Here is a 24,053-nt window from a genome sequence, read left to right on the forward strand (position 1 = left end):
GAGAGGGCGCTCTTGAACCCAACACCGATACCCCCGGCAAACCCCATTCGCGAGCAAGCTCGCTCCAATGGAATGCCACACCACCCCACATAGGAGCGCGCCCTGCGCGCGAATCGCGGGCAGGGCCCGCTCCTACAGGTGCGGGAACGCCCGGCTCAGAAACTCAACAACCACAGCGACAACCCCGGCACCAGCACCAGCAGCACGATGCGCAGCAGGTCCGAGGCGAGAAACGGCAGCACGCCCCTGGCGGTTTCCATGTAGGGCACGTCCTTGGCCAGCTTGTTGACGATGAACAGGTTCATCCCCAATGGCGGGTGGATCAGGCCGATCTCCACCACCATCAACGCCAGGATGCCGAACCAGATGGACTTCTCCCCCGCCGTCAGGTCGAAGAACTCCAGGCCCATGATCATCGGGTAGAAGATCGGGATGGTCAGCAGGATCATCGCCAGCGAGTCCATCACGCAGCCCAGCAGCAGGTAGATCAGCAGGATCACCGCCAGCACCAGCAGCGGCGCCAGGCCGCTGTCGCGGACCCAGGTGGCCAGTTCCACCGGCATCTGCGTCAGCGCCAGGCCGGAGTTGAGCAGGTCGGCGCCCAGCAGCACCAGGAAGATCATGGCGCTGGCCTCGGCGGTGCCGGTCAGGCTCTTGCCCAGGCCGTCCCAGCGCATGCCGCCGCGCAGCGCCGCCAGCAGGCCGCAGGCCGCGGCGCCGATGGAGGCCGCCTCGGTGGGGTTGGCCCAGCCGCCGTAGATGCCGACGATCACCACCAGGAAGATCGCCAGGATCGGCAGGATCTGCACGAAGGCCGCCAGCCTTTCACGGCCGCTGGCCTTGGGCGCCGGCTGGCAGGCATTGGGGTCGCGGGCGACCTGGATGCGGATCACCAGCATGTAGCCGATCACCGCGACCAGCGCCGGCAGCATGGCGGCGACGAACAGCTTGGCGATGGATTCCTGGGTCAGCACCGCGTAGATGATCAGCGGCACCGACGGCGGTATGAGGATGCCCAGGGTGCCGCCGGCGGCCACCGAGGCCGTGGCCAGGCGCCCGGAGTACTTGTGCCGCGCCAGCTCCGGCAGGGCCACCTGGCCCATGGTCGCCGCGGTGGCCAGGGACGAGCCGCAGATCGCCCCGAAGCCGGCGCAGGCGCCCACCGCCGACAGCGCCAGGCCCCCGCGCCAGTGGCCGATGAAGGCCGAGGCGCAGCGGAACAGCGCCTTCGACAGGCCGCCGTGGGTGGCGAACTGGCCCATCAGCACGAACAGCGGGATCACCGCCAGGTCGTAGTTGGACAGGCGCGCGTAGGCGAGGTTGTTGAGGGTATAGAGCAAGGCGCTGAGGTCGCCCTGGTTGATCACCAGGAAACACAGCGCGCCGGCCAGGAACATCGCCACGCCGACCTGCACGCGCAGCACCAGCATCGCCAGCAGGCCGGCGAACATCCACAGGCCCAGGGCCATTGCGCTCATCGTCCGGCTCCTTCTTCCAGCAGCGCCAGCAGGCTGCGGCACAGGGCGCACAGGCAGAGCAGCGCCAGGCTCGGCACCACCAGCGCCAGGGGGATCCAGTGCGGCACCGCCAGCAGGGTGCTGCTGTCCTCGTGGGCGTGGGCCTCCAGCACCTGCAGGCCGGTGCGCCAGGCCAGCACCGCGGCGACCGCGGCGAACAGCAGGTGCGCCACGGCATCGAGCCCGCGGCGCACAGCCGGGGGCATCCAGTTGGAGAACATCTCCACGCGGATGTGGCTGTTGCGCATCTCGCACAGCGGCAGGAAGGCGGCGATGGCCACCGCCGCGCCCATTTCCAGCAGTTCCATGTCGCCGGTGACCGGCGTCGACCACAGCTTGCGGCCGACGATGGACACCAGGGACATGCCCACCAGGGCCAGCAGCAGGGCGCCGCCGGCATAGGCGAAGCCCTGCGCCACGGATTCCAGCAGGCGCACCGGCAGGCCCTTGCCGCGAGCCGGCACGGCGCCTTCGAGGGACAGCATCTCGCTCATCGCGGCCACCCCTTACAGCTCGACGCCGGCGGCCCGGGACAGCTCGCGCAGCCGGTCGGCCAGTTGCCCGCCCGCCAGGCCCTTGCCCTCGGCGTCGGCCACCCACTCGGCGGTGACCTTGTCGCCGGCCTCGCGCAGGGTCTGGTAGGCCGCCGGCTCGAAGCTGGCGACGCTGTCCCTGGCGACCATGTCGCGGGCCCGCGCCAGTTCGTTCTCCCAGGCTTCGCCGAAGCGCTGCACCAGGGCGTCGCCGCTGTTGCGGTCGAGGATCGCCTTGAGGTCGTCGGGCATGCGCTCGTAGCTGCGCGGGTTCATCAGCATGCCCAGCAGGGTGATGGAGAAGGTCGGGCGGCCTTCCGGCACGTCGGTATGGTGCTGCGTCACCTCGTCGAGCTTCAGCGCCGGGATCAGCTCCCAACTGGCCAGGGCGCCGTCGATCACGCCCTTGGACAGCGACTCGGTGAGCTGCGCCGCCGGCATGCTCACCGGGGCGGCGCCCAGGCCGGTGGCCAGGCGGGCGCTCATGCGCGAGGAGGCGCGCAGCTTCAGGCCCTTGAAGTCTTCCAGGCTGCGCACGGCCTTGCCGGTGGTGTGCAGCTGCATGCCGCCGTCGCTGTGCAGGGCCAGCACGCGGTAGCCCTTGTAATCCTCCTGCAGGGCCTGCTGGTAGAACTGCCAGATGATCTTCGAGGCCTGCACGCCGTTGGCCGGCAGCATGAACGGCAGCTCCACCGCCTCGCTGCGCGGGAAGCGCCCGGGCGAGTAGCCGGGGGCGGTCCAGACGATGTCCACCACGCCGTTGCGCACCTGGTCCGGCAGTTGCCCCGGGGTGCCGCCGAGCTGCATGGAGGGGTAGATCTGGCACTGGATGCGCTGCTCCGACTCGCGGGCCAGGGTGTCGCACCAGGGCTGGATGACGTGCTGCTGGGCATTGGAGCTGGCCGGGAGGAAGTGCGCGATCTTCAGCGTCACGCGCTCGGCCGCCACGGCCGGGGCCAGGCTGCCACAGGCGAGCAGCAGGGCCAGGAAAGAGGATTTCTTCATGCCGTTACCTCGGTGTTGTTCTTATCGTCGGGTGGACACCTGGCGGCGCCCGGGGGCTAGATTCAGGCATATAGTTAATATTTTAACAATACGCCAAGCGAATCAGGCGGCGGATTGCCATCCGGGCAAATGTGACAAAATGTTATGAGACGCCCCTGAAAGGCCTATGAACACCGGGATTAAGGCTTTCTCAAGCAGGCAACGGCGCGCATTCCGCGGAAAACGGCCGATCCGCAGGAGGAAAGTTCCGGGTTGCTCCGGCATATCGTTAACAAATTAATTATGTGGTACAACCTCTCCCCGCTCGCTCCCGCCGAGGAGCGAAGAACAAGAACAAAACAAGAACAACAAGGGGAAGAGCATGTCCGCCACACACATTCAGAAGCGCATTCCGTTCCGCCTCGGCCTGTTGGCCACCGGCCTGCTGCCGCTGGCCGCCCAGGCCGATTTCATCGACGACAGCAGCGGCCGCCTGGACCTGCGCAACTTCTACCAGCTGCGCGACTACCGCCAGGACAACGCCGCGCAATCCCAGGCCGGCAACTGGTCCCAGGCCTTCGTCCTGCGCCTGCAGTCGGGCTTCACCGAAGGCCCCATCGGCTTCGGCCTGGACGCCACCGGGCTGCTCGGCGTCAAACTCGATTCCGGGCGCGGGCGCAGCGGCGACGGCACCCTGCCCTTCGGGCCCAACTCCCGCGAGCCGGTGGACGACTACAGCCACGCCGGGCTGACCGCCAAGCTGCGCTACTCGAAGACGCAGCTGAACATCGGCCTGCTGGAGCCGCAGCTGCCGGTGGTATTCCGCGACGACGTGCGCCTGATGCCGCAGACCTTCGACGGCGCCCTGCTGACCTCCAACGAGATCGACAAGCTGACACTCACCGCCGGCCAGCTGTGGAAGTCGCGCACCCGCGAGTCGGCGGGCAACGACGACATGTACATCATGGGCCGCAGCAAGGCCTTCGCCAGCGACGAGTTCAACCTCGCCGGCGCCAGCTACGCCTTCACCCCGAACCTGACCGCCAGCTACTTCTACGGCCAGCTCAAGGACATCTACCAGCAGCACTACTACGGCCTGGTGCACACCCTGCCGCTGGCCGAGGGCCTGTCGCTGCGCAGCGACCTGCGCTACTTCGACAGCGACGACGACGGCAAGGCCATCTCCGGCCCGGTGGACAACCGCAACCTGAGCATGATGTTCACCCTGCGCGCCGGCGCCCACGCCATCGGCGTGGCCTACCAGAAGATGATCGGCGACGACGGCTTCCCCACCCTCAACGGCTACACCCCGCCCTACTCGCACAACCTGATGACCATCCAGACCTTCACCCAGCCGGGGGAGAAGTCCTGGCAGCTGCGCTACGACTACGACTTCGCCTCCCTCGGCGTTCCCGGCCTGAGCTTCATGACCCGCTACACCCGCGGCGACGACATCCGCCGCGGCGCGGGCCTGGAGGACGGCCACGAGTACGAGCGCGACAGCGACCTGGCCTACACCCTGCAGGACGGGCCGCTCAAGGGGCTGTCGCTGCGCTGGCGCAACGTGACCGCGCGCAGCAGCCATGGCGCGGACATGGACGAGAACCGCCTGATCGCCAACTACAGCATCCCCATCTGGTGAGTCTCAGGCGGCCGCCCGCCGCCGCGCGCGCGGATCGCCCGGCAGGTAGGCGCCGGTGACCAGGCGCCAGGCCTCGGAAGTGCGCTTGCCGGGCACCCCGTCGATCTTGACGAAGACGCCCGGGAAGCTGTTCAGCCAGGTCTGCAGTTCCTCCACCCGGCGCACCTCGGCGGCGTCCTCGGAGAGGCTCATGGAGTAGTTCACCAGCAACGGCTGGGCAGCGCTCGGCTTGGGCTGGTCGACGAACTCCAGCAGGCCGCGCTCGGCCATGCGCCGCAGCAGCACCGCGGCGCCGCACTGCTTGGACTGGGCGCTGTCGGACCAGGTGCCGTCCTGCACGTACTTGCCGCTCTGGTAGTGGTTGCAATAGCTCCACAGGTAGGGCGAGAGCACGTGGGGGTGGTACAGCCGGTAGCCGAAGCCGTTGTAGGCCTCCAGCTGGTAGAGGGTGCCGGCCAGGCTCCAGTCGGTGGCGGCGCCCAGGCGCTTCAGGCGCAGGGCGTCCTCGGCGCTTTCCTCCCAGGTGAACGGTGGCTTGCCCTCCTTCGGCCGTCCCGCCGGCACCTGCACGGTGCGCGCCGTCAGCGGGTCGCCGTTGTGCAGGTGGCGGTCGAAGCGCAGGCCGCTTTCCATGCAGTGCACCACGCCGATGAAGCCCCAGGGGATGCCCAGGGCCTTGCCGACCTCGGCGTAGCGCGGCTGGTTGTCCTCGATGCGTTCGACCAGCGCCTCCACCTGGGCGGCGCGCGCCGGGCGGATCTGGCAGCTGTTGAAGAGTTGTTCGTATTCGCCGCGCAGCGCGGCGGTCAGCAATACCTTGGCCATGGCAGCAATCCCGTGTTGTGGTCCGACTCCGTTCAGGTCGTACCACGGCACGCGCCACCGGCCCTCAAGTGAAAGTGAAGGCCGCCAGCGGCAGCCGTCAATGGCGGGCGACGAACGCGGTGCCTCACTCGTCGCGGCGCAGGTCCGGTGGGATGGGCACGTCGGGCATCGGCCCGGGGCGCTTGCCCTTGCCGGCGCGGAACTGCCTGAGCTGGTAGACGTAGGCCAGCACCTGGGCCACCGCCAGGTAGAGGCCGGCGGGAATCTCCTGGTCCAGTTCGGTGGAGTAGTAGACCGCACGGGCCAGGGCCGGCGACTCCAGCACCGTGACCTTGTGCTCCTGGGCCACCTCGCGGATCTTCAGGGCGAGGAAGTCGTTGCCCTTGGCCAGCAGGCGCGGCGCGCCGCCGGCCGCCGCGTCGTACTTCAGGGCCACGGCGAAGTGCGTCGGGTTGGTGATCACCACGTCGGCATCGGGCACCGCCTGCATCATGCGCCGCTGCGCCATCTCGCGCTGCAGGCGGCGGACCTTGGCCTTGACCTCGGGCTTGCCCTCGGAGTCCTTGTACTCGTCGCGCACTTCCTGCTTGGTCATCAGCAGCTTCTGGCGGTTGTCCCAGAGCTGGTAGGGCACGTCCACCGCGGCGATCAGCAGCAGGCTGCAGGCCATCCAGAAGGCGCTCCAGCCCACCACCTTGACGCTTTCCACGATGGCCATCTGCAGCGGCTGGTGCAGCAGCGCCAGCAGCGCCTCCTTGTCCGAGCGCAGCACCAGCACCGCCACCGCCAGCACCACGACGAACTTGATCAGCGCCTTGAACAGTTCCAGCACCGACTTGGCGGAGAACATCCGCTTGATCCCTTCCAGCGGGTTCATGCGGCTGAACTTGGGCGCCAGGGCCTCGCCGGAGAACAGCCAGCCGCCCAGGGAGATGGGCCCGATCAGGGCGGCGCAGAGCAGCACCAGCAGGATCGGCCAGAGCCCCTCGGCGGCCCCGCGCGCGGCGGTGCCCAGCAGTTGCAGCATGCTCTCGCTGCGCATCGCCGTCTCGCGGGACATCTCGAAGCTGTTGCGCATCACCCCCATCAGCACCTCGGCCAGGTGCGCGCCGTAGACCAGCAGCGCGCCGGCCCCGGCCATCAGCACGGAGAGGGTGTTCAGCTCGCGGGAACGCGGCAGCTGGCCTTTCTTGCGGGCCTCGCGGCGACGTTTCTCTGTGGGTTCCTCTGTCTTGTCCTGGCCGCTCTCGCTTTCCGCCATCAGCGCGCTCCCACCAGTTCACGGAGCAGCGCCAGGGCCTCGCGGACGAGGTCCTGGTACTGCGAGAGGATTTCGGCGGTGCCGATCCAGACGATGATGAAGCCCATCACCAGGGTCAGCGGGAAGCCGATGGAGAAGATGTTCAGTTGCGGCGCGGCGCGGGTCATGGCGCCGAAGGCTAGGTTCACCACCAGCAGCGCGGTGACCGCCGGCAGGGCGATCAGCAGGCCGCCGCCGAGCACCCAGCCGAGCTTGCCGGCCACGGTGTACAGGTGCTCGGCCGACAGGCCCTGGCCCACCGGCAGGGTGACGAAGCTCTCGGCGATCACCTCCAGCACCACCAGGTGGCCGTTCATGGCCAGGAACAGCAGGGTCACCAGCAGGCTGAAGAACTGCCCCATCACCGGCACCGAGATGCCGTTGGCCGGGTCCACGGTGGAGGCGAAGCCCAGGCCCATCTGCATCGACAGCAGCTGCCCGGCGACCACGAAGACATGGAAGAACAGCTGCAGGGTGAAGCCGAGCATGGCGCCGATCAGCACCTGCTCGCCCACCAGCAGCATGGCGCGCAGGTTCAGGGCGTCGACCTGGGGCATCGGCGGCAGCGTCGGCACCAGCACCACGGCGATGGCCAGCGACAGGTACAGGCGCACCCGCGCCGGGACCATCTGGTTGCTGAAGATCGGCATGGTCATCAGCAGCGCGGCGATGCGGAACAGCGGCAGCACGAAGCTGCCGACCCAGGCGCCGATCTGCGCGTTGGTGAGTTCCAGCATCAGCCGATCAGCGTGGGGATGCTGGTGATCAGGCCCTGGGTGTACTCCATCAGCTCGCGCACCAGCCAGGGGCCGAGGACGATCAGGGTGCCGAGGGTCACCAGCAGGCGCGGCAGGAAGCTCAGGGTCTGCTCGTTGATCTGCGTGGCGGCCTGGAACATGGCCACCACCAGGCCCACCAGCAGGCTCGGCAGCACCAGGATGGCGACCATCATGGCGGTCAGCCAGAGTGCCTGGCGGAACAGGTCGACGGCGACTTCCGGGGTCATGGCGCGCCCTCCTCTCTAGTCAAACGGTGCCGAAGCTGCCGGCCAGGGTGCCGATGATCAGCGCCCAGCCGTCCACCAGGACGAACAGCATGATCTTGAACGGCAGCGAGATGATCAGCGGCGACAGCATCATCATGCCCATCGCCATGAGCACGCTGGCCACCACCAGGTCGATGATCAGGAACGGGATGAAGATCATGAAGCCGATCTGGAACGCGGTCTTCAGCTCCGAGGTGACGAAGGCCGGGACCAGGATGGTCAGCGGCGTGGCGTCGGCGTTGGCGATGTCGGTGCGCTTGGACAGGCGCACGAACAGGTCCAGGTCCGACTGCCGCGTCTGCGCCAGCATGAACGACTTCAGCGGCACCTCGGCGCGGCTCAGCGCCTCCGGGGCCTGGATCTGCTCGTTCAGGTAGGGCTGCAGCGCGGTGCTGTTGACCTTGTCGAACACCGGCGCCATGACGAACAGGGTGAGGAACAGCGCAAGGCCCACGAGGATCTGGTTCGACGGCGTGGTCTGCAGGCCCAGCGCCTGGCGCAGGATGGCGAAGACGATGATGATCCGGGTGAAGCTGGTCATCAGCATGACGAACGCCGGGATGAAGCTCAGCGCCGTCATGATCAGCAGGATCTGCAGGCTGACCGAGTATTCCTGCTGGCCCTGCGGGTTGGTGGTCACGGTGATCGCCGGGACCTGCAGCGGGTCGGCGGCGAAGGCCTGGGGCGCGAGCAGCGCCAGCAGCACGGCCAGCAGCGGCAGGCAGCGGCGCAGTGCCCGGGCGAAGGCGGGGAAGCTCATTGCGGGCGGCCCTTGTCCTTGTTCAGCAGCTCCAGCAGGCGCTGGGCAAATTCCGGCGGCGCCGGCTGCTCGCCGACCTCGACGCCGCGCACCGGCTCCTTGAGCACGTGCAGCGGGGTGATGCGCCCGGGGGTCAGGCCGAGGAGGATCTGCTCCTCGCCCACCTGCACCAGCAGCAGGCGGTCGCGCGGGCTCAGGGCCTGGCTGGCCACCAGCTTGATCGCCTGGTTGCCGCGCGGGCCGATCTGCTGCACCCGGCGCACCAGCCAGGCGAGCAGGAAGATCAGCGCCACCACCAGCACCAGGCCGAACAGCAGCTGCAGCAGCTGGGCCCCGGCGCTGCCGGTGATCAGGCTCGGCGAGGCGCTTGCATGGACGATGGCCGGCGCCGGCGCGGCGGCCGGCTCCTCGGCGGCCTGGGCCAGGGGCAGCAGCCCGGCCAGCGGCAGGGCGCAGAACAGCGCGAGCAGGCGGGCCATCATCAGCGCAGCTTCTTGATGCGTTCGCTGGGGCTGATCACGTCGGTCAGGCGGATGCCGAACTTCTCGTTCACCACCACCACCTCGCCGTGGGCGATCAGGGTGCCGTTGACCAGCACGTCCAGCGGCTCGCCGGCCAGGCGGTCGAGCTCGATCACCGAGCCCTGGTTGAGCTGCAGCAGGTTGCGGATGGTGATGTCGGTGTGGCCGACCTCCATGGAGATGGTCACCGGGATGTCAAGGATGACGTCCAGGTTCGGCCCTTCCAGGCCGGCGATGGTCGGCGCCCGCGGCGCCATGCCGAACTCCTCCATGGGCGCGCGCGGCGCCACCGGGGCGGCCGGCGCGGCGTTGCCGGCCATCATCGCGTCGATGTCGTCCTGGCTGGCGTCGCCCGCCTCGGACAGGGCCGCGGCCCATTCGTCCGCCAGGGCCTGCTCCTCGGGGGTCACTTTGTCTTCATCTGCCATTGTCGGGTCCTCTGGGGGGATGCGCTCAGCGCGGGCGCTCGAGCGGATCGAGAATCTGGAAGGCCAGGTTGCCCTTGTGCGAACCCAGCTTGACCTTGAAGGAAGGCACGCCGTTGGCGCGCATCACCATGAATTCGGGCATCTCCACCGGGATCACGTCGCCCGGCTGCATGTGCAGGATGTCGCGCAGGCGCAGCTGGCGGCGCACCACGGTGGCGTCCACCGGCACGTTGACGTCGAGGATGTCCTCGCGCAGGGCGTTCTGCCAGCGCTCGTCCTGGTCGTCGACGTCGGACTGGAAGCCGGCGTCGAGCATCTCGCGGATCGGCTCGATCATCGCGTAGGGCACGGTGATGTGCAGGTCGCCGCCGCCGCCGTCCAGCTCGATATGGAAGGTGGAGACCACCACCACCTCGCTGGGGCTGACGATGTTGGCCATGGCCGGGTTCACTTCCGAGTTGACGTACTCGAAGGTGATCGGCAGCACCGCGCTCCAGGCCTCGGCCAGGTCGACGAAGGCCTGCTCGATGACCATGCGCACCACCCGCAGCTCGGTGGGGGTGAATTCGCGGCCCTCGATCTTGGCGTGGCGGCCGTCGCCACCGAAGAAGTTGTCCACCAGCTTGAACACCAGCTTGGCGTCGAGGATGAACAGCGCGGTGCCGCGCAGCGGCTTCATCTTCACCAGGTTGAGGCTGGTGGGCACGTAGAGCGAATGCACGTACTCGCCGAACTTCATCACCTGCACGCCGCCCACGGCGACGTCGGCCGAGCGCCGCAGCAGGTTGAACATGCTGATGCGGGTGTAGCGGGCGAAGCGCTCGTTGATCATCTCCAGGGTCGGCATGCGACCGCGGACGATGCGGTCCTGGCTGGTCAGGTCGTAGGACTTGACCGCCGTGGGGTCGGAATCGACTTCGGTTTCCACCAGGCCGTCGTCGACGCCGTGCAGCAGCGCGTCGATTTCGTCCTGGGAGAGCAGATCTTGCACAGCCATGGCGGCTTACCTACTGGAGTACGAAATTGGTGAAAAGCACCTGTTCCACGGTCAACTGACCGGTGGCCTTCTTGGCCAGTTCCTGGATGCTGGCGGTCGCCTGCTGTCGCAGCATCTCCTTGCCCACCGGGGTGGTCAAGGCGTCGAAATTCTGGCTGGAGAACAGCATCACCAGCTGGTTGCGCACCAGCGGCATCTGTTCGCGCAGGGCGTCCAGCTGGGCCTGGTCGCGGCCCATCAGGGCCACGGCGACCTGCAGGTAGCGCTGCCGCCCGCCCTGGTTGAAGTTGACCACGAAGGACGGCGCCAGCACCTCGTAGAGCGCCGGTTTCTTGCCGCTGCCGGCCTCCGCGGCCGGCGCCTCGGCCGGCTTGGCGCCGCGGCTGAGGAAGAACCAGGTGCCGCCCACCGACGCCCCGACCGCCAGCAGGAAGGCCAGGCCCAGGATGATGATGAGCTTGAGCCGGCCCTTGCCGGCGCCGCCCTCGGCGGGTGGAGTGGTCTGCTGATCGTTCTTAGCCATGCCAGAAATCCGTCACTTGCGCGGTCCGTTGCCTGTCCATAAGGATAGGAGCAAGGGCTGTGCCAGGTCATGCCCGGCCGCCGCGGCGGATATTACAGGCTGCCGATGAGCGGAGCGAGGGGCGGCGTGCGGGAGGGCGGAAGTGCGGGGCTTTGCGTTTGCAATGCCCATGCGACCGTGGCGATGGGTATCGCTTCGCTCAACGCCATCCTACGAGGGTGCTCCGCCGGCTCGCTCCTACGAAAGCGCTGCCAACCGGTGGTGTGGGAACGGCAGGGCCGGCGTCAGGCGTAATAATCCACCATCCCCAACCCACCCAACTGCGGCCGCGCGCGGATTTCGCTGACGCCGCTGAGCACCGGCTCGTCGTCGCCTTCCGCGCCCGCCGTGGCCGCGCCGCCGCGGGCGTTGCCCTGCTGCTGGCCCTGGCCTTGCCAACCACGGGCCAGGGACTGGTCGGAGACGTTGACGTTGACCTGGTTCATGCCCTGCTGGCCGAGCATCTCGCGCAGGCGGTGCTGCTGGCTGTCCAGGGCCTCGCGCACGCCGGCGCTGGCGCTGGCGAAGGTCACCTGGGTCTGGTCGCTGGTCATGTGGATGCGCACTTCCAGGCGCCCGAGGTCGGCCGGCTCCATCTGGATGTCGGCGGACTTCAGGTTCTGGCTGGACATCCACATCACCCGGTCCACCACCTGGTCGGTCCAGCCGTTCTGCTGCATGGCCACCGGCTGGCCGGGCGCCTGCGGGTTGACCGGGCGGCTGGTGAGCGCCTGCTGGGTGCCGTTGAGCGCCTGGGTCATGGCCTCCAGGCGATGGGCGAAGCTCTCGTTGCGCGTCTCGGTCTTGGGCTGTGCCACGTCGTCGGCCAGCTGCCCGGCCAGTTCGCCGGCGGCATCGGTGGCCTTGGCCTCGGTCGAACCCTGGGCATCCTTGAGGCCGGCCAGCAGGCTGGTCATGTCCAGCTTGGCGTCGCCCTTGCCCTGGTCGTCGGTCAGCTTGAGGTTGATTTCACCCTTGCCGGCGGTGGGCAACTGCAGGGCCTGGGTCACCTCCTCGGCGCCCGCTTCCGGCAACAGGGCCACGCCCTGGGCCTGGTTGAGCTTCTGCAGGTCGCCATCGCTGTTGGCGGCATTGAGCTGGGCCTGGCCGAGCTGCGCGACGCTGTCCTGCACCGGCGGCTGCGCGCCCATGGCCAGCGCCAGCAGTGGGTCGAGGCTGGGGTCGGGCGGCTGCTGGCCGTCGTCGTCGGTCGACGCCTGTTCCTGGGCCGGCAAGGGCTTGCCACCATCGGCAACCTTTGGCTGCTCGCTGCCGGCTTCCGGCGCCTTGGCGCTGTCCTTGGCCGGCGCGTCGTCCTGCCCGCGCGGCTTGTCGCGGCTGGCCTTGGTTTGGGCCTGCGGGCGCTCCTTGGCGGCCGGCCGGCTCTCCTGGGCGTACACGTCGGCGAAGCTGGAACCCTTGTCGTTGCTGGTGTTGGCCGAATCCTGCGCGGCCCTGGACGGGGATGTCCGGGGGCTCGCTGGCGCGGTCGGCGAAAGTAGGATGTCCGGGGCGACAGCCATCGGCGATCTCCGTTCTCGTTTGCGTCGATGACACGGAGATAGCAAGGGCCGGGCCAGTTTCCCGGATCGCTCGTCAGGAACGTTGCAGGCGCTGCTGGCGCAACAGGATGCGGACGATGGCGAACTCGCGTTCGACCTGCTCGATCAGCCCGGCGGCCTTGGCCATGTCGCCCTGCCGGGCGGCGTCTTCCAGGCGCTTGCACAGCGCGGCCAGGGCCGGCGCGCCCATGTTCCCGCAGCTGCCCTTGAAGCTGTGCGCGGCGTGGCGCAGGGCCTGGCCGTCGAGTTCCGCCAGGGCCTCGTGGAGGTTGCGCAGGCGCTCCTCGGAGTCCGCGACGAAGGTGTCCAGCAACAGCGGAAACTCTTCCGCCATCACCTCCCGCAAAGCCTTCAGTACGGCATCGTCGAGATGCACATCGGACATTCGCTCGCTCCCTGGCTACCCGTGGCCAGGGCCGGCGCACGGGAAGTGCCGGATTATGCCTGAGCGGACCAGAAAAACTCCACGGACACCGACTTGCCGTCCGCCGACCACTGGCAGCGGTCGGGCAGGCTGCGCACCAGGGTCAGGCCGCGGCCGCTGAAGGAACCCGGCGCGCACTGCGTCTGGGCCTGCAGCACGGCATTGACGTCGAAGCCGTTGCCGCTGTCCTCCACCCGCACCAGCAGGCGGCCGCCATCGCCATGGGGGGAGAGGTCGATGTGGAAGCGCACGAAGCCGTGGTCGAGGCTTTCCAGGCGCCTGCGGCGTTCCTCGTAGTAGCGGGCGAAGCCCTGGGCGTCGCACTTCAGGCGCGACTCCAGGCCCATCACGCCGTGCTCCAGGGCATTGGAATAGAGCTCGGCGAGCACCGTGTACAGCGCCCCGCCGCGGGGGCGCAGGTCATGCACCTCCATCAGCAGCTGCAGCAGGAACGGCAGAGGGTTGAAGTGGCGCAGCGTGGGCGCGCGGAACTCGAAACTGCAGGACCAGTCCTGGGTGCCGCCCAGCCCGCTCTCGGAAAACGCCAGCGGCGGCCGCTGCAGGCTGGCGTCGGGCACCAGGGCCACTTCCAGCATGCTCAGGTCGTCCTGGGCCTCGCCGCGGAAGCGCACCAGCGCCGCCTTCACCCCGTCGAACAGCCGCGAGGCGTCGCGCTGCTCCTCGAACACCTGGCGCAGGCGCTGCTCGCCGAACATCTCGCCCTGCGGGTTGCTCGCCTCCAGCACGCCGTCGGAGAACAGCAGCACGCGGTCGCCGTCCTCCATGGGGAAGACTTCGCAGCGCTCGTCGAAGGCCGCCGGCTCCAGGATGCCCAGCGGCAAGTGGCGCGACACCAGGGGCTGGAGCTCTCGGCCCTGGCGGAACAGGTAGCCGTCGGGCAGGCCGCCGTTCCACACCTCCAGCAGGCCGCGCTGGAAGCTCAGGTTAAGCATGCTGGCGCAGCAGAACACCCCCACCGGCAGGATGCGCTTCAGCTTGGCGTTCATCTCGCGGAGGATGTCGGCGATCGGGTAGCCCTTGGCGGTCATGCCGTAGAACACCTCGGCCAACGGCATGGCGCCGATGGCCGCCGGCAGGCCGTGGCCGGTGAAGTCGCCGAGCAGCACGTGCATGCCGCCGGAGGGCTTGTAGGCGGCCAGCAGCAGGTCGCCGTTGAACAGCGCGAAGGGCGACTGCAGGTAGCGGATGTTCGGCGCGTTCAGGCAGCCGGAATGCGCCACCTTGTCGAACACCGCCTTGGCCACCCGCTGCTCATTGAGCAGGTGCTCGTTGTGCCGGGCGATCAGGTCGCGCTGCGCCAGCACCTCGCGCTGCAGGTGATGCAGGCGGCCCATGGCGCGGATCTTGGCTTCGAGGATCACCCGGTTGTAGGGCTTGGAGAGGAAGTCGTCGCCGCCGGCCTCCAGGCTCTGCACCAGGGCCTCGGTCTCGCTCAGCGAGGTGAGGAAGATGATCGGCACCAGCTCCTCGCCGGCCTGGCGGCGGATCCGCCGGGCCGCCTCGAAGCCGTCCATCACCGGCATCAGGGCGTCCATCAGCACCAGCTGCGGGCGCTCCTGCTCGAACAGCGCCAGGGCCTCCAGGCCGTTGGCGGCGGTCAGCACGCGGTGGCCCTGGCGGCTGACGATGGTGGACAGCAGCAGGCGGTCGGCGGCGTTGTCGTCGGCGATCAGGACCGTGAGGAAGTTGGCCATGACCGCCACGGCTCAGGAGATGCGGAACAGTTGTTCGAAATTGGAGATGGAGAGGATCTTGCGCACGTCCGGGCTGCAGTGCACCAGGCTGATCTGCGCATGTTCGCCGCCGGCGTGGTCGCGCAGCAGCAGGAGCATGCCCAGCGCCGAGCTGTCCAGGTAGGTGGCGCCCTTGAGGTCGACGACGTAGCGCCGCGGGGTGGTCTCGACGCGCTCGTAGGCGTCGCGGAATTCCTGGTGCGCACCGAAGTCGAAGCGGCCCTGGACGACGATGGTCAGTTCCTGGCCGTCGGCCGAAGGTACGGATGTGATGGCCATGGAGGCCTCCCTGCTGAATGGACTGCGCATGCTGGGGAAGATTTAGCAGCTAGTCCGCGGCCCGGCAACCTCGGCGAACGCCGGTACGCAAAGGTTCGCTCCGGCCGACAAATGGACCGCCGGTCATTGCCCGGTCAAGGAATGGCTTTACCCTGTAAAGGTGCGGAGGGGACCGCACCTGCCAAGGAGCATTTCGAAGATCTAGGGGGGAGCCATGATCATCCACCGTCTGCTGCTGGGCGCCACGCTGTGCGCCAGCCTGGCCGCCAATGCCCAGGTCATGCAGCGCCAACTCGGCGACTTCGACCTCAAGTTCGCCACCTCGCCGGCCCGCAGCATGGCCCAGGGCCTGATCCAGCCCGGCGGCCTGGACAGCCTGCACGGCGGGCTCGACGCCAGCCACGACTCGGGCTGGTACTTCGGCGGCTGGGCCGCCAACCTGGAACCGGACAAGCCCACCGAAGTCGACTCCTACGCCGGCTTCAAGCGCCCGCTGGGCAATGGCCGCCTCGGCTACGAGCTGGGCAGCATCCGCTACGTGCACCCGCAGCGGCCGGACCTGGACACCCAGGACGTCTACGGCGGCCTGTCGATCTTCGGCAGCCGCCTGGGCGCCGCCTACAGCAACAGCGCCGGGCGCAGCAGCGCCACCCTGTTCGCCGACCTGGGCCTGACGCCGCCGCTGGGCTTCGACCTGACGCTGAAGTACGCCAGCTACAGCCTGGAGAACCCGGTGAGCGTGACCAATGGCTACGTCAGCGGCTTCAACGACTGGTCGGTGAACCTCAGCCGCCCCTGGCTGGGCCTGGACCTGAACTTCTCCTACAGCGGCAGCAGCCTGAGCGGGACGGACTGCACCGCCTATTCCGGCCACAACGCCTATTGCGACAGCGCCGTGACCTTCAAGGCGTCGCGGTCGTTCTTCTGAGCCTGCGCGGATAATCGCGGACGGAGTCCGCTCCTACGGTTCCAGGAGACACGGGCGTAGGAGCAACCGTCTTGCCGGCTGCACCGAGATGCGCCTCAACGGATGGGTTGAGCCTTGGCGAAACCCATGCGGTTGCGGTGATGGGTATCGCTTCGCTCAACACCATCCTACGAAAAGCCATGCTCGCTCATGCAGTAGGACCTTGTCCGCGATAGCCGGACGTATCGGCGCGATTCGCGGATAAGATCCGCTTGCTCCTACGGGTTGTCCCAACACCGTGCCCATGCAGGAGCGCGCCCTGCGCGCGATTCGCGGGCAGGGCCCGCTACAATCACCGCCCTCGACCGCCTACAACCGCTCCCGATACTCCCCCGGCGTCACCCCGAACCAGCGGCGGAAGGCGCGGAAGAAGTTGCTCGGCTCGGAGAACCCCAGCAGGTAGGCGATCTCCAGCAGCGTCATGTGCGGCGTCGCCAGGTACTGCTGGGCCAGCTCGCGGCGGGTGTCGTCGAGCAGTTGCTGATAGCTGCTGCCCTCCTCCTGCAAGCGCCGCTGCAGGGTGCGCTCGGACAGGTGGAGGATTTCCGCCACCGCCTCGCGCCGCGGCTCGCCCTGGGGCAGCAGGCGGCACAGCACCTGGCGCGTCTGGTGGCTGAAACGGCTGCTGCCGAAGCGCGCCAGGTACTCGCCGGCGAAACGGTCGTGCAGGCGCGCCAGTTCGGCGTTGGCCGTGGGCAGCGGCGCATTCATGTCCTCGTGGGAAAACAGCATGGCGCACTGCCCGTGGCCATGGCTGAGCGGCGCCTGGAACAGCGCCTGGTAGGGCGCCAGGTCGACCGGCGGTTCGCCCGCCAGGCGGACCTCCAGCGGGCGGATGTCGCGCCCGGTGATCCAGCGCACCAGGGCGATCATGCTGGCCAGCGAACTTTCCGCGCTCTGCCGTGGCGGCAACAGGCGGTCGCCATGCACCTGCACGCTGAACAGGCAGCCCTCGGGCAGGCGGCGGAAACTCACGTCCGCCCCCTCGGCGATGATCCGCTGGTAACGCTCCAGGCGCTCGAAGGCCTCGGCCAGGGTGCGGCTGGACATCATCGAATACCCCAGCACCGGGAACGCCGGGGTGTGCACGCGGGCGAAGTTGAGGGCGATGGCCGGATTGCCGCTGCGCTGCACGGCCAACTGCCACAGGCGCGTCATGTCGTCCTGGGGGAAGCGCGCGTCCGGGTCGGCGAGGACGGCAAGGTCCAGGCCCAGCTCGGCGAACAGCTCGCGGCCGTCCAGCCCCTCCAGCTCGATGGCAAGGAGGATCCCACGAACCCAACTGGACAGGGTGGTACGCTCAGGCATCTCGGTTCTTCTTGTTGTCAGCGCGCGCAAGGAATGGCGGGGTTGGATACTAAACTGGCTGCAGGGGTCATCTGCAAGTCATCGGCCGCCTTCGTAGACTGCGGCCATCACAACAACAGGAGGTGCGCCATGACCACCCACACCGCCGAGCGTTTCCACAGCTTCGCCGAGTTCTACCCCTTCTACCTGCAGGAACACAGCAACCCCACCTGCCGCCGCCTGCACTACGTGGGCAGCCTGCTGGTGCTGGCGATCCTCGCCTACGCCATCGCCAGCGGCAACCTGCTGTGGCTCATCGCCCTGCCCTTCGCCGGCTACGGCTTCGCCTGGGTCGGCCACTTCGTCTTCGAAAAGAACCGCCCGGCCACCTTCAAATACCCGCTGTGGTCGTTCATGGGCGACTGGGTGATGCTCAGGGATGCCTTTACGGGGCGGATTCGGTTCTGAGGTTGCAGCAGCTTGCTCGCGAACGACAGGGGTTCGCGAGCAAGCTCGCTCCTACGAAAAGCATGAAGCGTGATCTAGCGCCGGATCAGTAGCTCCCGCGCCTTCGCCATTTCCTCCGCCGGCAGTTCCGCCCAGAGCACCGGCTTGCCGGCGATGAGTGCGCCCAGGGCGGCGCCGTCGCGGTAGAGCACGCGGTTGCCGGCTACTGCGGGTACCTTGCTGCCCGGCAGCAGGGTGCCGGCTAGGTTGAGTGGGTCCACCGCCGAGAGCACCAGGTATTCGCCGTCCTTTTCGCGCCGGCGCACCTCGCGCAGCAGGCCGACGGCCTCGGGCAGGGCGAACTGTTCGCCGGTGAGGCCGGCGACGAAGCGTCCGCCGCGGATTTCCCCGCGGGCTTCCAGACGGTGGTAGACGCGCAGCAGGTCGCGCCAGGGCGGCAGCCAGTCGGCCTCGCGCTCCAGCACGCGCCAGCAGACCACGCCGTAGCGGCGCAGCAGGGTCATGGCCACGTGCTCCAGCACTTCCGCCTGCAGGCGCGGCGGCTGGCCTTCGATCAGCTCGTTACGCGGGCGGCGCAGCAGCGCCCAACGGCCGGCGTCGGCCATGCCGAACAGTGGGGTGCGGGCCCGGCGCTCCTGGCGGCTGCGCTTGGCCGCTGGCAATAGCAGCGCGCGCAGGCCGGCGAAGCTGTCGGCGTTCACCCGGCCCACCGCCACCAGTTCGCCCAGGGCCATTTCCAGTTCGCTACGCAGCAGGTGCGCCTCGCTGGTGAGTTCGTCGAAGAAGAGTGCGCCCTGCTCCTGCAACGCTTGCAACACCTTCTGCGCCTTCGAGGACAGCTCGGGCTCCGGCGCATCGGCGCAGAGCGCGCCCCACAGCGGCAACTGGCGGCGCGGCAGCAGGACGATGGGCGTGCTGCGCAGCGGCCCGGCGCCGCTGCGCCCGCGCGCCGTGCCGCGGCTGGGCAGGCGCGCCCAGACCAGGCGGCCGGCGCGGCACAGGTCGTCCAGCCAGTTGATGCCGTAGTCGGCCACCCGCGCCGGCAGCAGGTCGCTTTCCCAGGCCCCGGCGGCGGCCTGGAAGCCTTCCAGCTGGCTGAGCACGCCGGCCAGGGCCTCGGCGCCGCGCGCCCGGGTGGTTCTGGAGACGCGCTGCCAGTCGAACAGGAAGCGCATGAAGTCGGCGCGTTCCACCGGTTCGATCTCGCGGCGCAAGCGGCGCACCGTGTAGCGGTGGATGCGTGCCAGCAGGTGGCGCTCGCACCACTCCTCCTCGTCGGCGCCTGGGCTGAAGCGGCCGCGCAGCACGTAGCCCTCGCGCTCCAGGCCAGCCAGGGCGAAGGCGATGTCGGCGGGCGGCAGGTCGAGGTCCATGGCCAGTTGCGCCTGGGTGCGCGGGCCGAAGCCGGTCAGGCGCGCGCGCAGCAGTTCCAGGCGCGCATCCTCGGCGGACCAGCCTTCCTGCAACGCCAACGGCAGGTCCAGCTCGGGCGCCAGCCGTGCCTGTGGATAGACCGCCCGCAACTGGCTGAGGCGTTCGGCGGCCACCCAGAGGTCGGCCGCGCCGCTGCGCAGGCGCGTCGCCCGCCCGGCCTTGGCCAGGCGCCCGAGCAGCAGTTCCCAGCCCAGGTTGGCGCGGGCTTCCTCGGCGAGGATGCAGCCCAGGCCGGTCAGCGCCTCGTGCATCTCGTCGGCGTCGCGGGCCTCGGGCCAGGCTTCGGCGCGCACCGCGGCGATGGCCTCGGGATCGAGGGCGCCGAGGTCGTCGGCCGATTCCGGGTCGCTCCAGCGCCGGCTCAGCACGGCCTGGGTGCGGCGTTCTTCCAGCGGGGCGTCGTCGAGGTAGGCATAGGGGCTGGCGCTGAGCACTTCCGCCGCCAGCGGCGAAGGCGCCGGCAGGTCGCGGGCGTGCAGCGCCACCTCGCCGGCCTCCATGCGCCGCAGCAGGGCCAGCCAGCCCTCGCAGTCCATGGCTTCGTGCAGGCAGTCGTCGAGGGTCTGGGCCACCAGCGGGTGGTCGGGAATCTCGCGCTCGCCGACGATGTTCTCCAGGCACGCCACCTGGTCGGGGAACACCGCCGCCAGCAGGTCCTCGCTGCGCATGCGTTGCAGTTGCGGCGCCACCTTGCGCCCGCCGCGGAAGCGCGGCAGGGCCAGCGAGGTGGTGGCGTTCCAGCGCCAGCGCACGCCGAACAGCGGCGCGTCGAGCAGGGCCTGGATCAGCACGTGCTCGGCGCTCTTCGAGTTCAGGTAGCGCCACACCTCGTCCAGCGGGAAGCTGTGGCTGGTGGACAGCGAGAGGATGATGGCGTCTTCGGTGGCCGCCGCCTGCAGCTCGAAGTTGAAGGTGCGGCAGAAGCGCTTGCGCAGGGCCAGGCCCCAGGCGCGGTTGATGCGGCTGCCGTAGGGCGAGTGCAGCACCAGTTGCATGCCGCCGGATTCGTCGAAGAAGCGCTCCAGCACCAGCGCCGACTGGCTCGGCAGCACGCCGAGGGCGGCGCGGGCGCGGGCCAGGTATTCCACCAGTTGCCGGGCCGCGGCTTCCTGCAGGCCCAGCTCGTCCTCCAGCCAGCGCAGCGCCGGGGCCAGGGGCGCGTCGCTGCCCTGCCCTTCGGCGAGCAAGGCGTCCAGACGCTCGCGCAGGCGCGACACGCTCACCGACAGCTCGTCGCTGCGCCCGGGCGCCTCGCCCAGCCAGAACGGAATGTTCGGCGGCAGGCCCTGGGCGTCCTCGACGCGCACCTTGCCCGGCTCCACGCGGAGGATGCGATAGGAGACGTTGCCCAGCTGGAACACGTCGCCGGCCAGGCTTTCCACGGCGAAGTCCTCGTTCACCGTGCCCACGGTCAGGCCCTGGGGCTCCAGCAGCACCTGGTAGTCGCCGGCGTCGGGAATGGTGCCGCCGGAGGTCACCGCGGTCAGCCGCGCGCCGCGCCGGCCACGCAGCAGGCCGTGCACGCCGTCACGGTGCAGGTAGGCGCCGCGCTGGCCGTTGCGGCTGGCGTAGCCCTCGGCGAGCATGCGCAGCACGGCGTCGAAACGCTCGCGCGGCAGGCCGGCGTAGGGCTGGGCGTGGCTCAGCAGCTGGAACAGCTCGTCCTCGTTCCATTCGCGGCAGGCCACTTCCGCGACTATCTGCTGGGCCAGCACGTCCAGCGGCGCGTGGGGGATCGCCAGGGCATCCAGTTCGTCGCGGCGCACGCTGTCGAGCAGCGCCACGCATTCGATCAGCTCGTCGCGGGAGGTGGAGAACAGCCGCCCTTTCGGCGTGCCGCCGACGCTGTGCCCGGAACGCCCGACACGCTGCAGGAAGGCGGCGATGGAGCGCGGCGAGGCGACCTGGCAGACCAGCTCGACGTCGCCGATGTCGATGCCCAGCTCCAGCGAGGCGGTGGCCACCAGCACCTTCAGGCGCCCGGCCTTGAGCCGCTGCTCGGCGCCCAGGCGCTGTTCCTTGGACAGGCTGCCGTGGTGCGCGGCGACCTTGTCTATCCCCAGGCGTTCGCCCAGGTGGCGGGTGATGCGCTCGGCCAGGCGGCGGGTGTTGACGAACACCAGGGTGGTGCGGTGTTCCTCGGCCAGCGCGGCGAGGCGGTCGTAGACGCTGTCCCAGACCTCGTGGGACATCACCGCCTCCAGCGGCGCCGGCGGCACTTCGATGCCCAGGTCGCGGGCGCGGCTGTAGCCGATGTCGACGATGCGGCAGTCGGCGTTGCCGCAGAGGAACCGCGCCACCGCCTCGACGGGCTTCTGCGTGGCCGACAGGCCGATACGCACCAGCGGCTCGGCGCACAGGGCCTGCAGGCGTTCCAGCGACAGCGCCAGGTGGCTGCCGCGCTTGCTGCCGGCCAGGGCGTGGATCTCGTCGACGATGACGCTGCGCGCGCCGGCCAGCATCTGCCGCCCGGAGTCGGAGCCGAGCAGCACGTAGAGCGATTCCGGGGTAGTCACCAGGATGTGCGGCGGCCGCCGGCGCATGGCCTCGCGCTCGCCCTGGCTGGTGTCGCCGGTGCGCACCGCGCTGCGGATGTCCACGGCCGGCAGGCCCTGGCGCTCAAGCTCGGCGCGGATGCCGGCCAGGGGCTCTTCCAGGTTGATGCGGATGTCGTTGGACAGCGCCTTGAGCGGCGAGACGTAGACCACGCAAGTGCGGTCCGGCAGCTCGCCGCCGTTGGCCAGGCCCTCGCGCACCAGTTGGTCGATGGCCGAGAGGAAGGCGGTGAGGGTCTTGCCCGAGCCGGTGGGCGCGGCCACCAGGGTCGAGCGCCCGGCGCGGATCGACGGCCAGGCCTGCACCTGGGCCGGGGTGGGCGCGGCGAAGTGGCGGGCGAACCAGGCGGCGACGGCGGGGTGGAAACCCTGCAGGACGTCGGCGGGCGTGGCGCTGCTGGCGAGTCGGTTCATGGGCACCAATATGGTGGCGGCGGGCCAGGCCCTCAAGCACCGCCGATCGTGGCTGGCCTGGCGCGGCGCAGGCATCGCGCGGCCAGGTCACGAGGGACCGAAGGAAACAGCCTCAGCACTCTACACAAACGACAGCGCCCCTCGGAGATCACCTACAAGCAGTACGGGCATGTCATAACAACGCCTCCCCTTATCATCTCGGCGCATCACGAATCGCGCACTGACTTCCTACCAGGACAGGGCGCCCAGCCCGCCCTGGAGGACACTTCGTTTGGCAATTTTCGGCAAGCTCTCCGACTTCCCGCTCGCGGAAGTCCTCTCGGTCATCGGCAAGCGCGCAGGCCAGCTGACGCTTGAAGAAGCGGACGGCAGGCGGCTCCGCCTGCGGCTGCAGAACGAACGGCTGCTCGGCCTGAGCCTCGAGCAGCCGATCGGCGAGCCGGGCGAGATCAAGCGCGCCCTGCAATCGATCGGCGACGCAAGCTTTCACTTCGAACCCACGCCGCCCATGGAGGCGAAACCCGGCCAGCACCTACCCATCGACCAGGTGCTCGCCAGCCTGGCGCCCTCGTCCCGGGCGGAGCCGTCGGTGCACCCGGACACGCGCTTCGTGCTGATCCGCGGGCGCACGGTGACGCTGCCGGCCGAGCTCGACGCCTTCCTGGCCAGGGCCATGCCCCTGCTGGCCGAGGGTTGCAGCGCGCGGCAACTGGCCCAGGCGCTGAAGCTGGAAGTCCGCGAGACCTGCGCATCCCTGCAGCACCTGCGGGAGATCAAGAAAATCTGGCCGGTGCGCGCCCACGAGAGCGCCGGTGCATCGACGAAACATGCCAACCCCACCCTCGCCAGCCGTCTGAAGAGGCTCTTCCGCCCATGAACCAGGACAGCGCACCGCCGATCAAGGTCGTCGTCTCCGGGCCCGTGGGCTCGGGCAAGACCACCCTGATCCGCAACCTCTCGCAAATCCCCGTCGTCGACACCGAGGTGCCCAGCAGCGAAGCCATCGGCAAGGCGAACACCACTGTGGCGCTGGACTTCGGCCGGATCACCCTGGGCGCCACCGACATCCATCTGTTCGGCACGCCCGGCCAGGAGCGCTTCAGCTTCATGTGGGAACTGCTCAGCGAAGGCGCCGACGGCCTGGTGCTGATGCTGGCCGCCGATCACCCGGAGCAGTTCGGCCAGGCCCGCAGCATCCTCGAGGCGATCACCAGCGTGCAGCCGGTGCCCTTCATCGTCGCCCTCACCCACTGCGACGCCGACGACCAGGCCTGGGTGCCGGCCGAGGTCGCCGCCTACTTCGACCTGCCACCGCAGCACGTCATCGCCACGGACGCCCGCGACCGGCAGAGCGCCTGCGATGTCCTGGTACAGCTGCTGGCCAACGACGCCCCATCACCCGCCCCCCACCACGGAGAAACCCCATGACCCGACAAGAACGCCTGCAAGCCGAACTCGACCGCCTCCGGCAGTCGGTCCCCAGCATCCGCGGGGTGCTGCTCGGCAGCCTGGACGGCATGCCCATCGTCGACGCCATCAGCGACCATGGCATCGAACCGGCGCGCATCGCAGCCATGGCCGCCGCTGCCCTGGGCGTGGGCCGGCGCATCGGCGAAACCCTCAAGAGCGGCGCGATGAAGGAACTGAGCCTGCTGGCGGAAGACGGCCGGGTGTTCATCCACCTGGCCGGCGACAAGGCCTGCCTGGCGATCGTCGCCGCGCGCGACAGCAACGTGGGCCTGATCAACCTCGAAGTGGCGGACAGCCTCGCCACCCTCGACAGCATTCTCTGAGG

Annotated in this window: 24 protein-coding genes; 6 read left to right on the forward strand and 18 right to left on the reverse strand. The window is 69.1% G+C overall.

Annotated elements, in window-relative coordinates; all coding sequences use genetic code 11:
- Positions 1 to 155: 155 nt before the first annotated feature.
- The 3 genes from IG194_RS04435 to IG194_RS04445 are packed head-to-tail and all read right to left on the reverse strand — an operon-like array spanning position 156 to position 3,055.
- On the reverse strand, positions 156 to 1,478 hold the full coding sequence (locus tag IG194_RS04435) for a TRAP transporter large permease (protein ID WP_058490589.1): 1,323 nt from the start codon (positions 1,476 to 1,478) through the stop codon (positions 156 to 158).
- Positions 1,475 to 2,011, reverse strand: coding sequence for a TRAP transporter small permease (locus IG194_RS04440; RefSeq protein WP_058490591.1), 537 nt, complete (start codon positions 2,009 to 2,011; stop codon positions 1,475 to 1,477). Before IG194_RS04440 ends, IG194_RS04435 begins: the two co-directional genes overlap by 4 nt.
- A gap of 12 nt (positions 2,012 to 2,023) precedes the next feature.
- Positions 2,024 to 3,055 carry a TRAP transporter substrate-binding protein gene (locus tag IG194_RS04445; RefSeq protein WP_058490593.1) on the reverse strand — a complete coding sequence of 344 codons (1,032 nt, stop codon included), beginning with the start codon at positions 3,053 to 3,055 and terminating at the stop codon, positions 2,024 to 2,026.
- 361 nt (positions 3,056 to 3,416) lie between these two features.
- On the opposite strand from IG194_RS04445, the gene IG194_RS04450 reads away from it, so the two are divergent.
- Complete coding sequence (locus IG194_RS04450; RefSeq protein ID WP_058490595.1) at positions 3,417 to 4,676, forward strand: OprD family porin; 1,260 nt, start codon at positions 3,417 to 3,419, stop codon at positions 4,674 to 4,676.
- Between the two features lie 3 nt (positions 4,677 to 4,679).
- On the opposite strand, the gene IG194_RS04455 is transcribed toward IG194_RS04450, so the two are convergent.
- The 13 genes from IG194_RS04455 to IG194_RS04515 form a co-directional block, all read right to left on the reverse strand.
- Entirely contained in the window at positions 4,680 to 5,501 is an 822-nt protein-coding gene (locus tag IG194_RS04455; RefSeq protein WP_058490596.1) for a hypothetical protein, read from the reverse strand.
- A gap of 124 nt (positions 5,502 to 5,625) precedes the next feature.
- Positions 5,626 to 6,762, reverse strand: a complete 1,137-nt coding sequence (gene flhB, locus IG194_RS04460) for a flagellar biosynthesis protein FlhB (RefSeq protein ID WP_058490598.1) — start codon at positions 6,760 to 6,762, stop codon at positions 5,626 to 5,628.
- Positions 6,762 to 7,538: a flagellar biosynthetic protein FliR gene (fliR, locus tag IG194_RS04465; protein WP_058490600.1), complete on the reverse strand. Its 777-nt coding sequence runs from the start codon at positions 7,536 to 7,538 to the stop codon at positions 6,762 to 6,764. The genes flhB and fliR overlap by 1 nt, the downstream gene beginning before the upstream one ends.
- Positions 7,538 to 7,807, reverse strand: a complete 270-nt coding sequence (fliQ, locus tag IG194_RS04470; protein WP_009621633.1) for a flagellar biosynthesis protein FliQ — start codon at positions 7,805 to 7,807, stop codon at positions 7,538 to 7,540. The genes fliR and fliQ overlap by 1 nt, the downstream gene beginning before the upstream one ends.
- Before the next feature lie 19 nt (positions 7,808 to 7,826).
- On the reverse strand, positions 7,827 to 8,606 hold the full coding sequence (gene fliP, locus IG194_RS04475) for a flagellar type III secretion system pore protein FliP (protein ID WP_058490602.1): 780 nt from the start codon (positions 8,604 to 8,606) through the stop codon (positions 7,827 to 7,829).
- Positions 8,603 to 9,085: a flagellar biosynthetic protein FliO gene (gene fliO / locus IG194_RS04480; RefSeq protein WP_058491069.1), complete on the reverse strand. Its 483-nt coding sequence runs from the start codon at positions 9,083 to 9,085 to the stop codon at positions 8,603 to 8,605. Before fliO ends, fliP begins: the two co-directional genes overlap by 4 nt.
- A 2-nt stretch (positions 9,086 to 9,087) precedes the next feature.
- Positions 9,088 to 9,555 (reverse strand): flagellar motor switch protein FliN, encoded by a 468-nt coding sequence (gene fliN, locus IG194_RS04485; protein WP_009621630.1) that lies wholly within the window; start codon positions 9,553 to 9,555, stop codon positions 9,088 to 9,090.
- 25 nt (positions 9,556 to 9,580) lie between these two features.
- Entirely contained in the window at positions 9,581 to 10,552 is a 972-nt protein-coding gene (gene fliM / locus IG194_RS04490) for a flagellar motor switch protein FliM (protein WP_009621629.1), read from the reverse strand.
- A gap of 10 nt (positions 10,553 to 10,562) precedes the next feature.
- Positions 10,563 to 11,075 carry a flagellar basal body-associated protein FliL gene (gene fliL / locus IG194_RS04495; RefSeq protein ID WP_009621628.1) on the reverse strand — a complete coding sequence of 171 codons (513 nt, stop codon included), beginning with the start codon at positions 11,073 to 11,075 and terminating at the stop codon, positions 10,563 to 10,565.
- A gap of 284 nt (positions 11,076 to 11,359) precedes the next feature.
- Complete coding sequence (locus tag IG194_RS04500) at positions 11,360 to 12,637, reverse strand: flagellar hook-length control protein FliK (protein WP_058490604.1); 1,278 nt, start codon at positions 12,635 to 12,637, stop codon at positions 11,360 to 11,362.
- A gap of 73 nt (positions 12,638 to 12,710) precedes the next feature.
- A complete protein-coding gene (locus IG194_RS04505) occupies positions 12,711 to 13,061 on the reverse strand; it encodes an Hpt domain-containing protein (RefSeq protein ID WP_009621625.1) in 351 nt (116 codons plus the stop codon).
- A gap of 53 nt (positions 13,062 to 13,114) precedes the next feature.
- Entirely contained in the window at positions 13,115 to 14,815 is a 1,701-nt protein-coding gene (locus IG194_RS04510; RefSeq protein WP_082996344.1) for a fused response regulator/phosphatase, read from the reverse strand.
- Positions 14,816 to 14,827: 12 nt separating this feature from the next.
- Positions 14,828 to 15,133: an STAS domain-containing protein gene (locus tag IG194_RS04515; RefSeq protein WP_009621621.1), complete on the reverse strand. Its 306-nt coding sequence runs from the start codon at positions 15,131 to 15,133 to the stop codon at positions 14,828 to 14,830.
- 214 nt (positions 15,134 to 15,347) lie between these two features.
- Here IG194_RS04515 and IG194_RS04520 point away from each other — a divergent pair, with 214 nt between their 5' ends.
- Positions 15,348 to 16,061: a TorF family putative porin gene (locus tag IG194_RS04520; protein WP_058490606.1), complete on the forward strand. Its 714-nt coding sequence runs from the start codon at positions 15,348 to 15,350 to the stop codon at positions 16,059 to 16,061.
- 348 nt (positions 16,062 to 16,409) lie between these two features.
- Here IG194_RS04520 and IG194_RS04525 read toward each other — a convergent pair whose 3' ends face one another.
- A complete protein-coding gene (locus IG194_RS04525; protein WP_058490608.1) occupies positions 16,410 to 17,408 on the reverse strand; it encodes an AraC family transcriptional regulator in 999 nt (332 codons plus the stop codon).
- Positions 17,409 to 17,537: 129 nt separating this feature from the next.
- On the opposite strand from IG194_RS04525, the gene IG194_RS04530 reads away from it, so the two are divergent.
- Positions 17,538 to 17,855 carry an Mpo1-like protein gene (locus IG194_RS04530; protein WP_009621613.1) on the forward strand — a complete coding sequence of 106 codons (318 nt, stop codon included), beginning with the start codon at positions 17,538 to 17,540 and terminating at the stop codon, positions 17,853 to 17,855.
- Between the two features lie 74 nt (positions 17,856 to 17,929).
- On the opposite strand, the gene IG194_RS04535 is transcribed toward IG194_RS04530, so the two are convergent.
- Positions 17,930 to 22,258, reverse strand: a complete 4,329-nt coding sequence (locus IG194_RS04535; protein ID WP_141679804.1) for a DEAD/DEAH box helicase — start codon at positions 22,256 to 22,258, stop codon at positions 17,930 to 17,932.
- A gap of 271 nt (positions 22,259 to 22,529) precedes the next feature.
- Here IG194_RS04535 and IG194_RS04540 point away from each other — a divergent pair, with 271 nt between their 5' ends.
- From IG194_RS04540 to IG194_RS04550, 3 genes are read left to right on the forward strand one after another with little or no spacing between them, the layout of a single operon-like run.
- Positions 22,530 to 23,135, forward strand: a complete 606-nt coding sequence (locus IG194_RS04540; protein ID WP_009621610.1) for a DUF4388 domain-containing protein — start codon at positions 22,530 to 22,532, stop codon at positions 23,133 to 23,135.
- Positions 23,132 to 23,686 carry a GTP-binding protein gene (locus IG194_RS04545; RefSeq protein WP_058490610.1) on the forward strand — a complete coding sequence of 185 codons (555 nt, stop codon included), beginning with the start codon at positions 23,132 to 23,134 and terminating at the stop codon, positions 23,684 to 23,686. The genes IG194_RS04540 and IG194_RS04545 overlap by 4 nt, the downstream gene beginning before the upstream one ends.
- On the forward strand, positions 23,683 to 24,051 hold the full coding sequence (locus IG194_RS04550; RefSeq protein WP_009621606.1) for a roadblock/LC7 domain-containing protein: 369 nt from the start codon (positions 23,683 to 23,685) through the stop codon (positions 24,049 to 24,051). Before IG194_RS04545 ends, IG194_RS04550 begins: the two co-directional genes overlap by 4 nt.
- Positions 24,052 to 24,053 lie beyond the last annotated feature (2 nt).

Origin of the sequence: Pseudomonas sp. ADPe, assembly GCF_014843515.1 — a bacterium.
GTDB classification, from domain to species: domain Bacteria; phylum Pseudomonadota; class Gammaproteobacteria; order Pseudomonadales; family Pseudomonadaceae; genus Pseudomonas; species Pseudomonas citronellolis.

What these genes read in the sequence shown, in the direction of transcription:
- IG194_RS04545 (WP_058490610.1), top strand. Translation starts at nt 23,132, where the DNA reads ATGAACCAGGACAGCGCACCGCCGATCAAGGTCGTCGTCTCCGGGCCC.
- IG194_RS04525 (WP_058490608.1), bottom strand. Translation starts at nt 17,408, where the DNA reads ATGCCTGAGCGTACCACCCTGTCCAGTTGGGTTCGTGGGATCCTCCTT.
- IG194_RS04440 (WP_058490591.1), bottom strand. Translation starts at nt 2,011, where the DNA reads ATGAGCGAGATGCTGTCCCTCGAAGGCGCCGTGCCGGCTCGCGGCAAG.
- IG194_RS04455 (WP_058490596.1), bottom strand. Translation starts at nt 5,501, where the DNA reads ATGGCCAAGGTATTGCTGACCGCCGCGCTGCGCGGCGAATACGAACAA.
- IG194_RS04450 (WP_058490595.1), top strand. Translation starts at nt 3,417, where the DNA reads ATGTCCGCCACACACATTCAGAAGCGCATTCCGTTCCGCCTCGGCCTG.
- IG194_RS04535 (WP_141679804.1), bottom strand. Translation starts at nt 22,258, where the DNA reads ATGAACCGACTCGCCAGCAGCGCCACGCCCGCCGACGTCCTGCAGGGT.
- IG194_RS04510 (WP_082996344.1), bottom strand. Translation starts at nt 14,815, where the DNA reads ATGGCCAACTTCCTCACGGTCCTGATCGCCGACGACAACGCCGCCGAC.
- IG194_RS04505 (WP_009621625.1), bottom strand. Translation starts at nt 13,061, where the DNA reads ATGTCCGATGTGCATCTCGACGATGCCGTACTGAAGGCTTTGCGGGAG.
- fliQ (WP_009621633.1), bottom strand. Translation starts at nt 7,807, where the DNA reads ATGACCCCGGAAGTCGCCGTCGACCTGTTCCGCCAGGCACTCTGGCTG.
- fliO (WP_058491069.1), bottom strand. Translation starts at nt 9,085, where the DNA reads ATGGCCCGCCTGCTCGCGCTGTTCTGCGCCCTGCCGCTGGCCGGGCTG.
- fliR (WP_058490600.1), bottom strand. Translation starts at nt 7,538, where the DNA reads ATGCTGGAACTCACCAACGCGCAGATCGGCGCCTGGGTCGGCAGCTTC.
- IG194_RS04445 (WP_058490593.1), bottom strand. Translation starts at nt 3,055, where the DNA reads ATGAAGAAATCCTCTTTCCTGGCCCTGCTGCTCGCCTGTGGCAGCCTG.
- IG194_RS04530 (WP_009621613.1), top strand. Translation starts at nt 17,538, where the DNA reads ATGACCACCCACACCGCCGAGCGTTTCCACAGCTTCGCCGAGTTCTAC.
- IG194_RS04515 (WP_009621621.1), bottom strand. Translation starts at nt 15,133, where the DNA reads ATGGCCATCACATCCGTACCTTCGGCCGACGGCCAGGAACTGACCATC.
- flhB (WP_058490598.1), bottom strand. Translation starts at nt 6,762, where the DNA reads ATGGCGGAAAGCGAGAGCGGCCAGGACAAGACAGAGGAACCCACAGAG.
- IG194_RS04520 (WP_058490606.1), top strand. Translation starts at nt 15,348, where the DNA reads ATGATCATCCACCGTCTGCTGCTGGGCGCCACGCTGTGCGCCAGCCTG.
- IG194_RS04550 (WP_009621606.1), top strand. Translation starts at nt 23,683, where the DNA reads ATGACCCGACAAGAACGCCTGCAAGCCGAACTCGACCGCCTCCGGCAG.
- IG194_RS04500 (WP_058490604.1), bottom strand. Translation starts at nt 12,637, where the DNA reads ATGGCTGTCGCCCCGGACATCCTACTTTCGCCGACCGCGCCAGCGAGC.
- fliN (WP_009621630.1), bottom strand. Translation starts at nt 9,555, where the DNA reads ATGGCAGATGAAGACAAAGTGACCCCCGAGGAGCAGGCCCTGGCGGAC.
- fliP (WP_058490602.1), bottom strand. Translation starts at nt 8,606, where the DNA reads ATGAGCTTCCCCGCCTTCGCCCGGGCACTGCGCCGCTGCCTGCCGCTG.
- fliL (WP_009621628.1), bottom strand. Translation starts at nt 11,075, where the DNA reads ATGGCTAAGAACGATCAGCAGACCACTCCACCCGCCGAGGGCGGCGCC.
- IG194_RS04435 (WP_058490589.1), bottom strand. Translation starts at nt 1,478, where the DNA reads ATGAGCGCAATGGCCCTGGGCCTGTGGATGTTCGCCGGCCTGCTGGCG.
- fliM (WP_009621629.1), bottom strand. Translation starts at nt 10,552, where the DNA reads ATGGCTGTGCAAGATCTGCTCTCCCAGGACGAAATCGACGCGCTGCTG.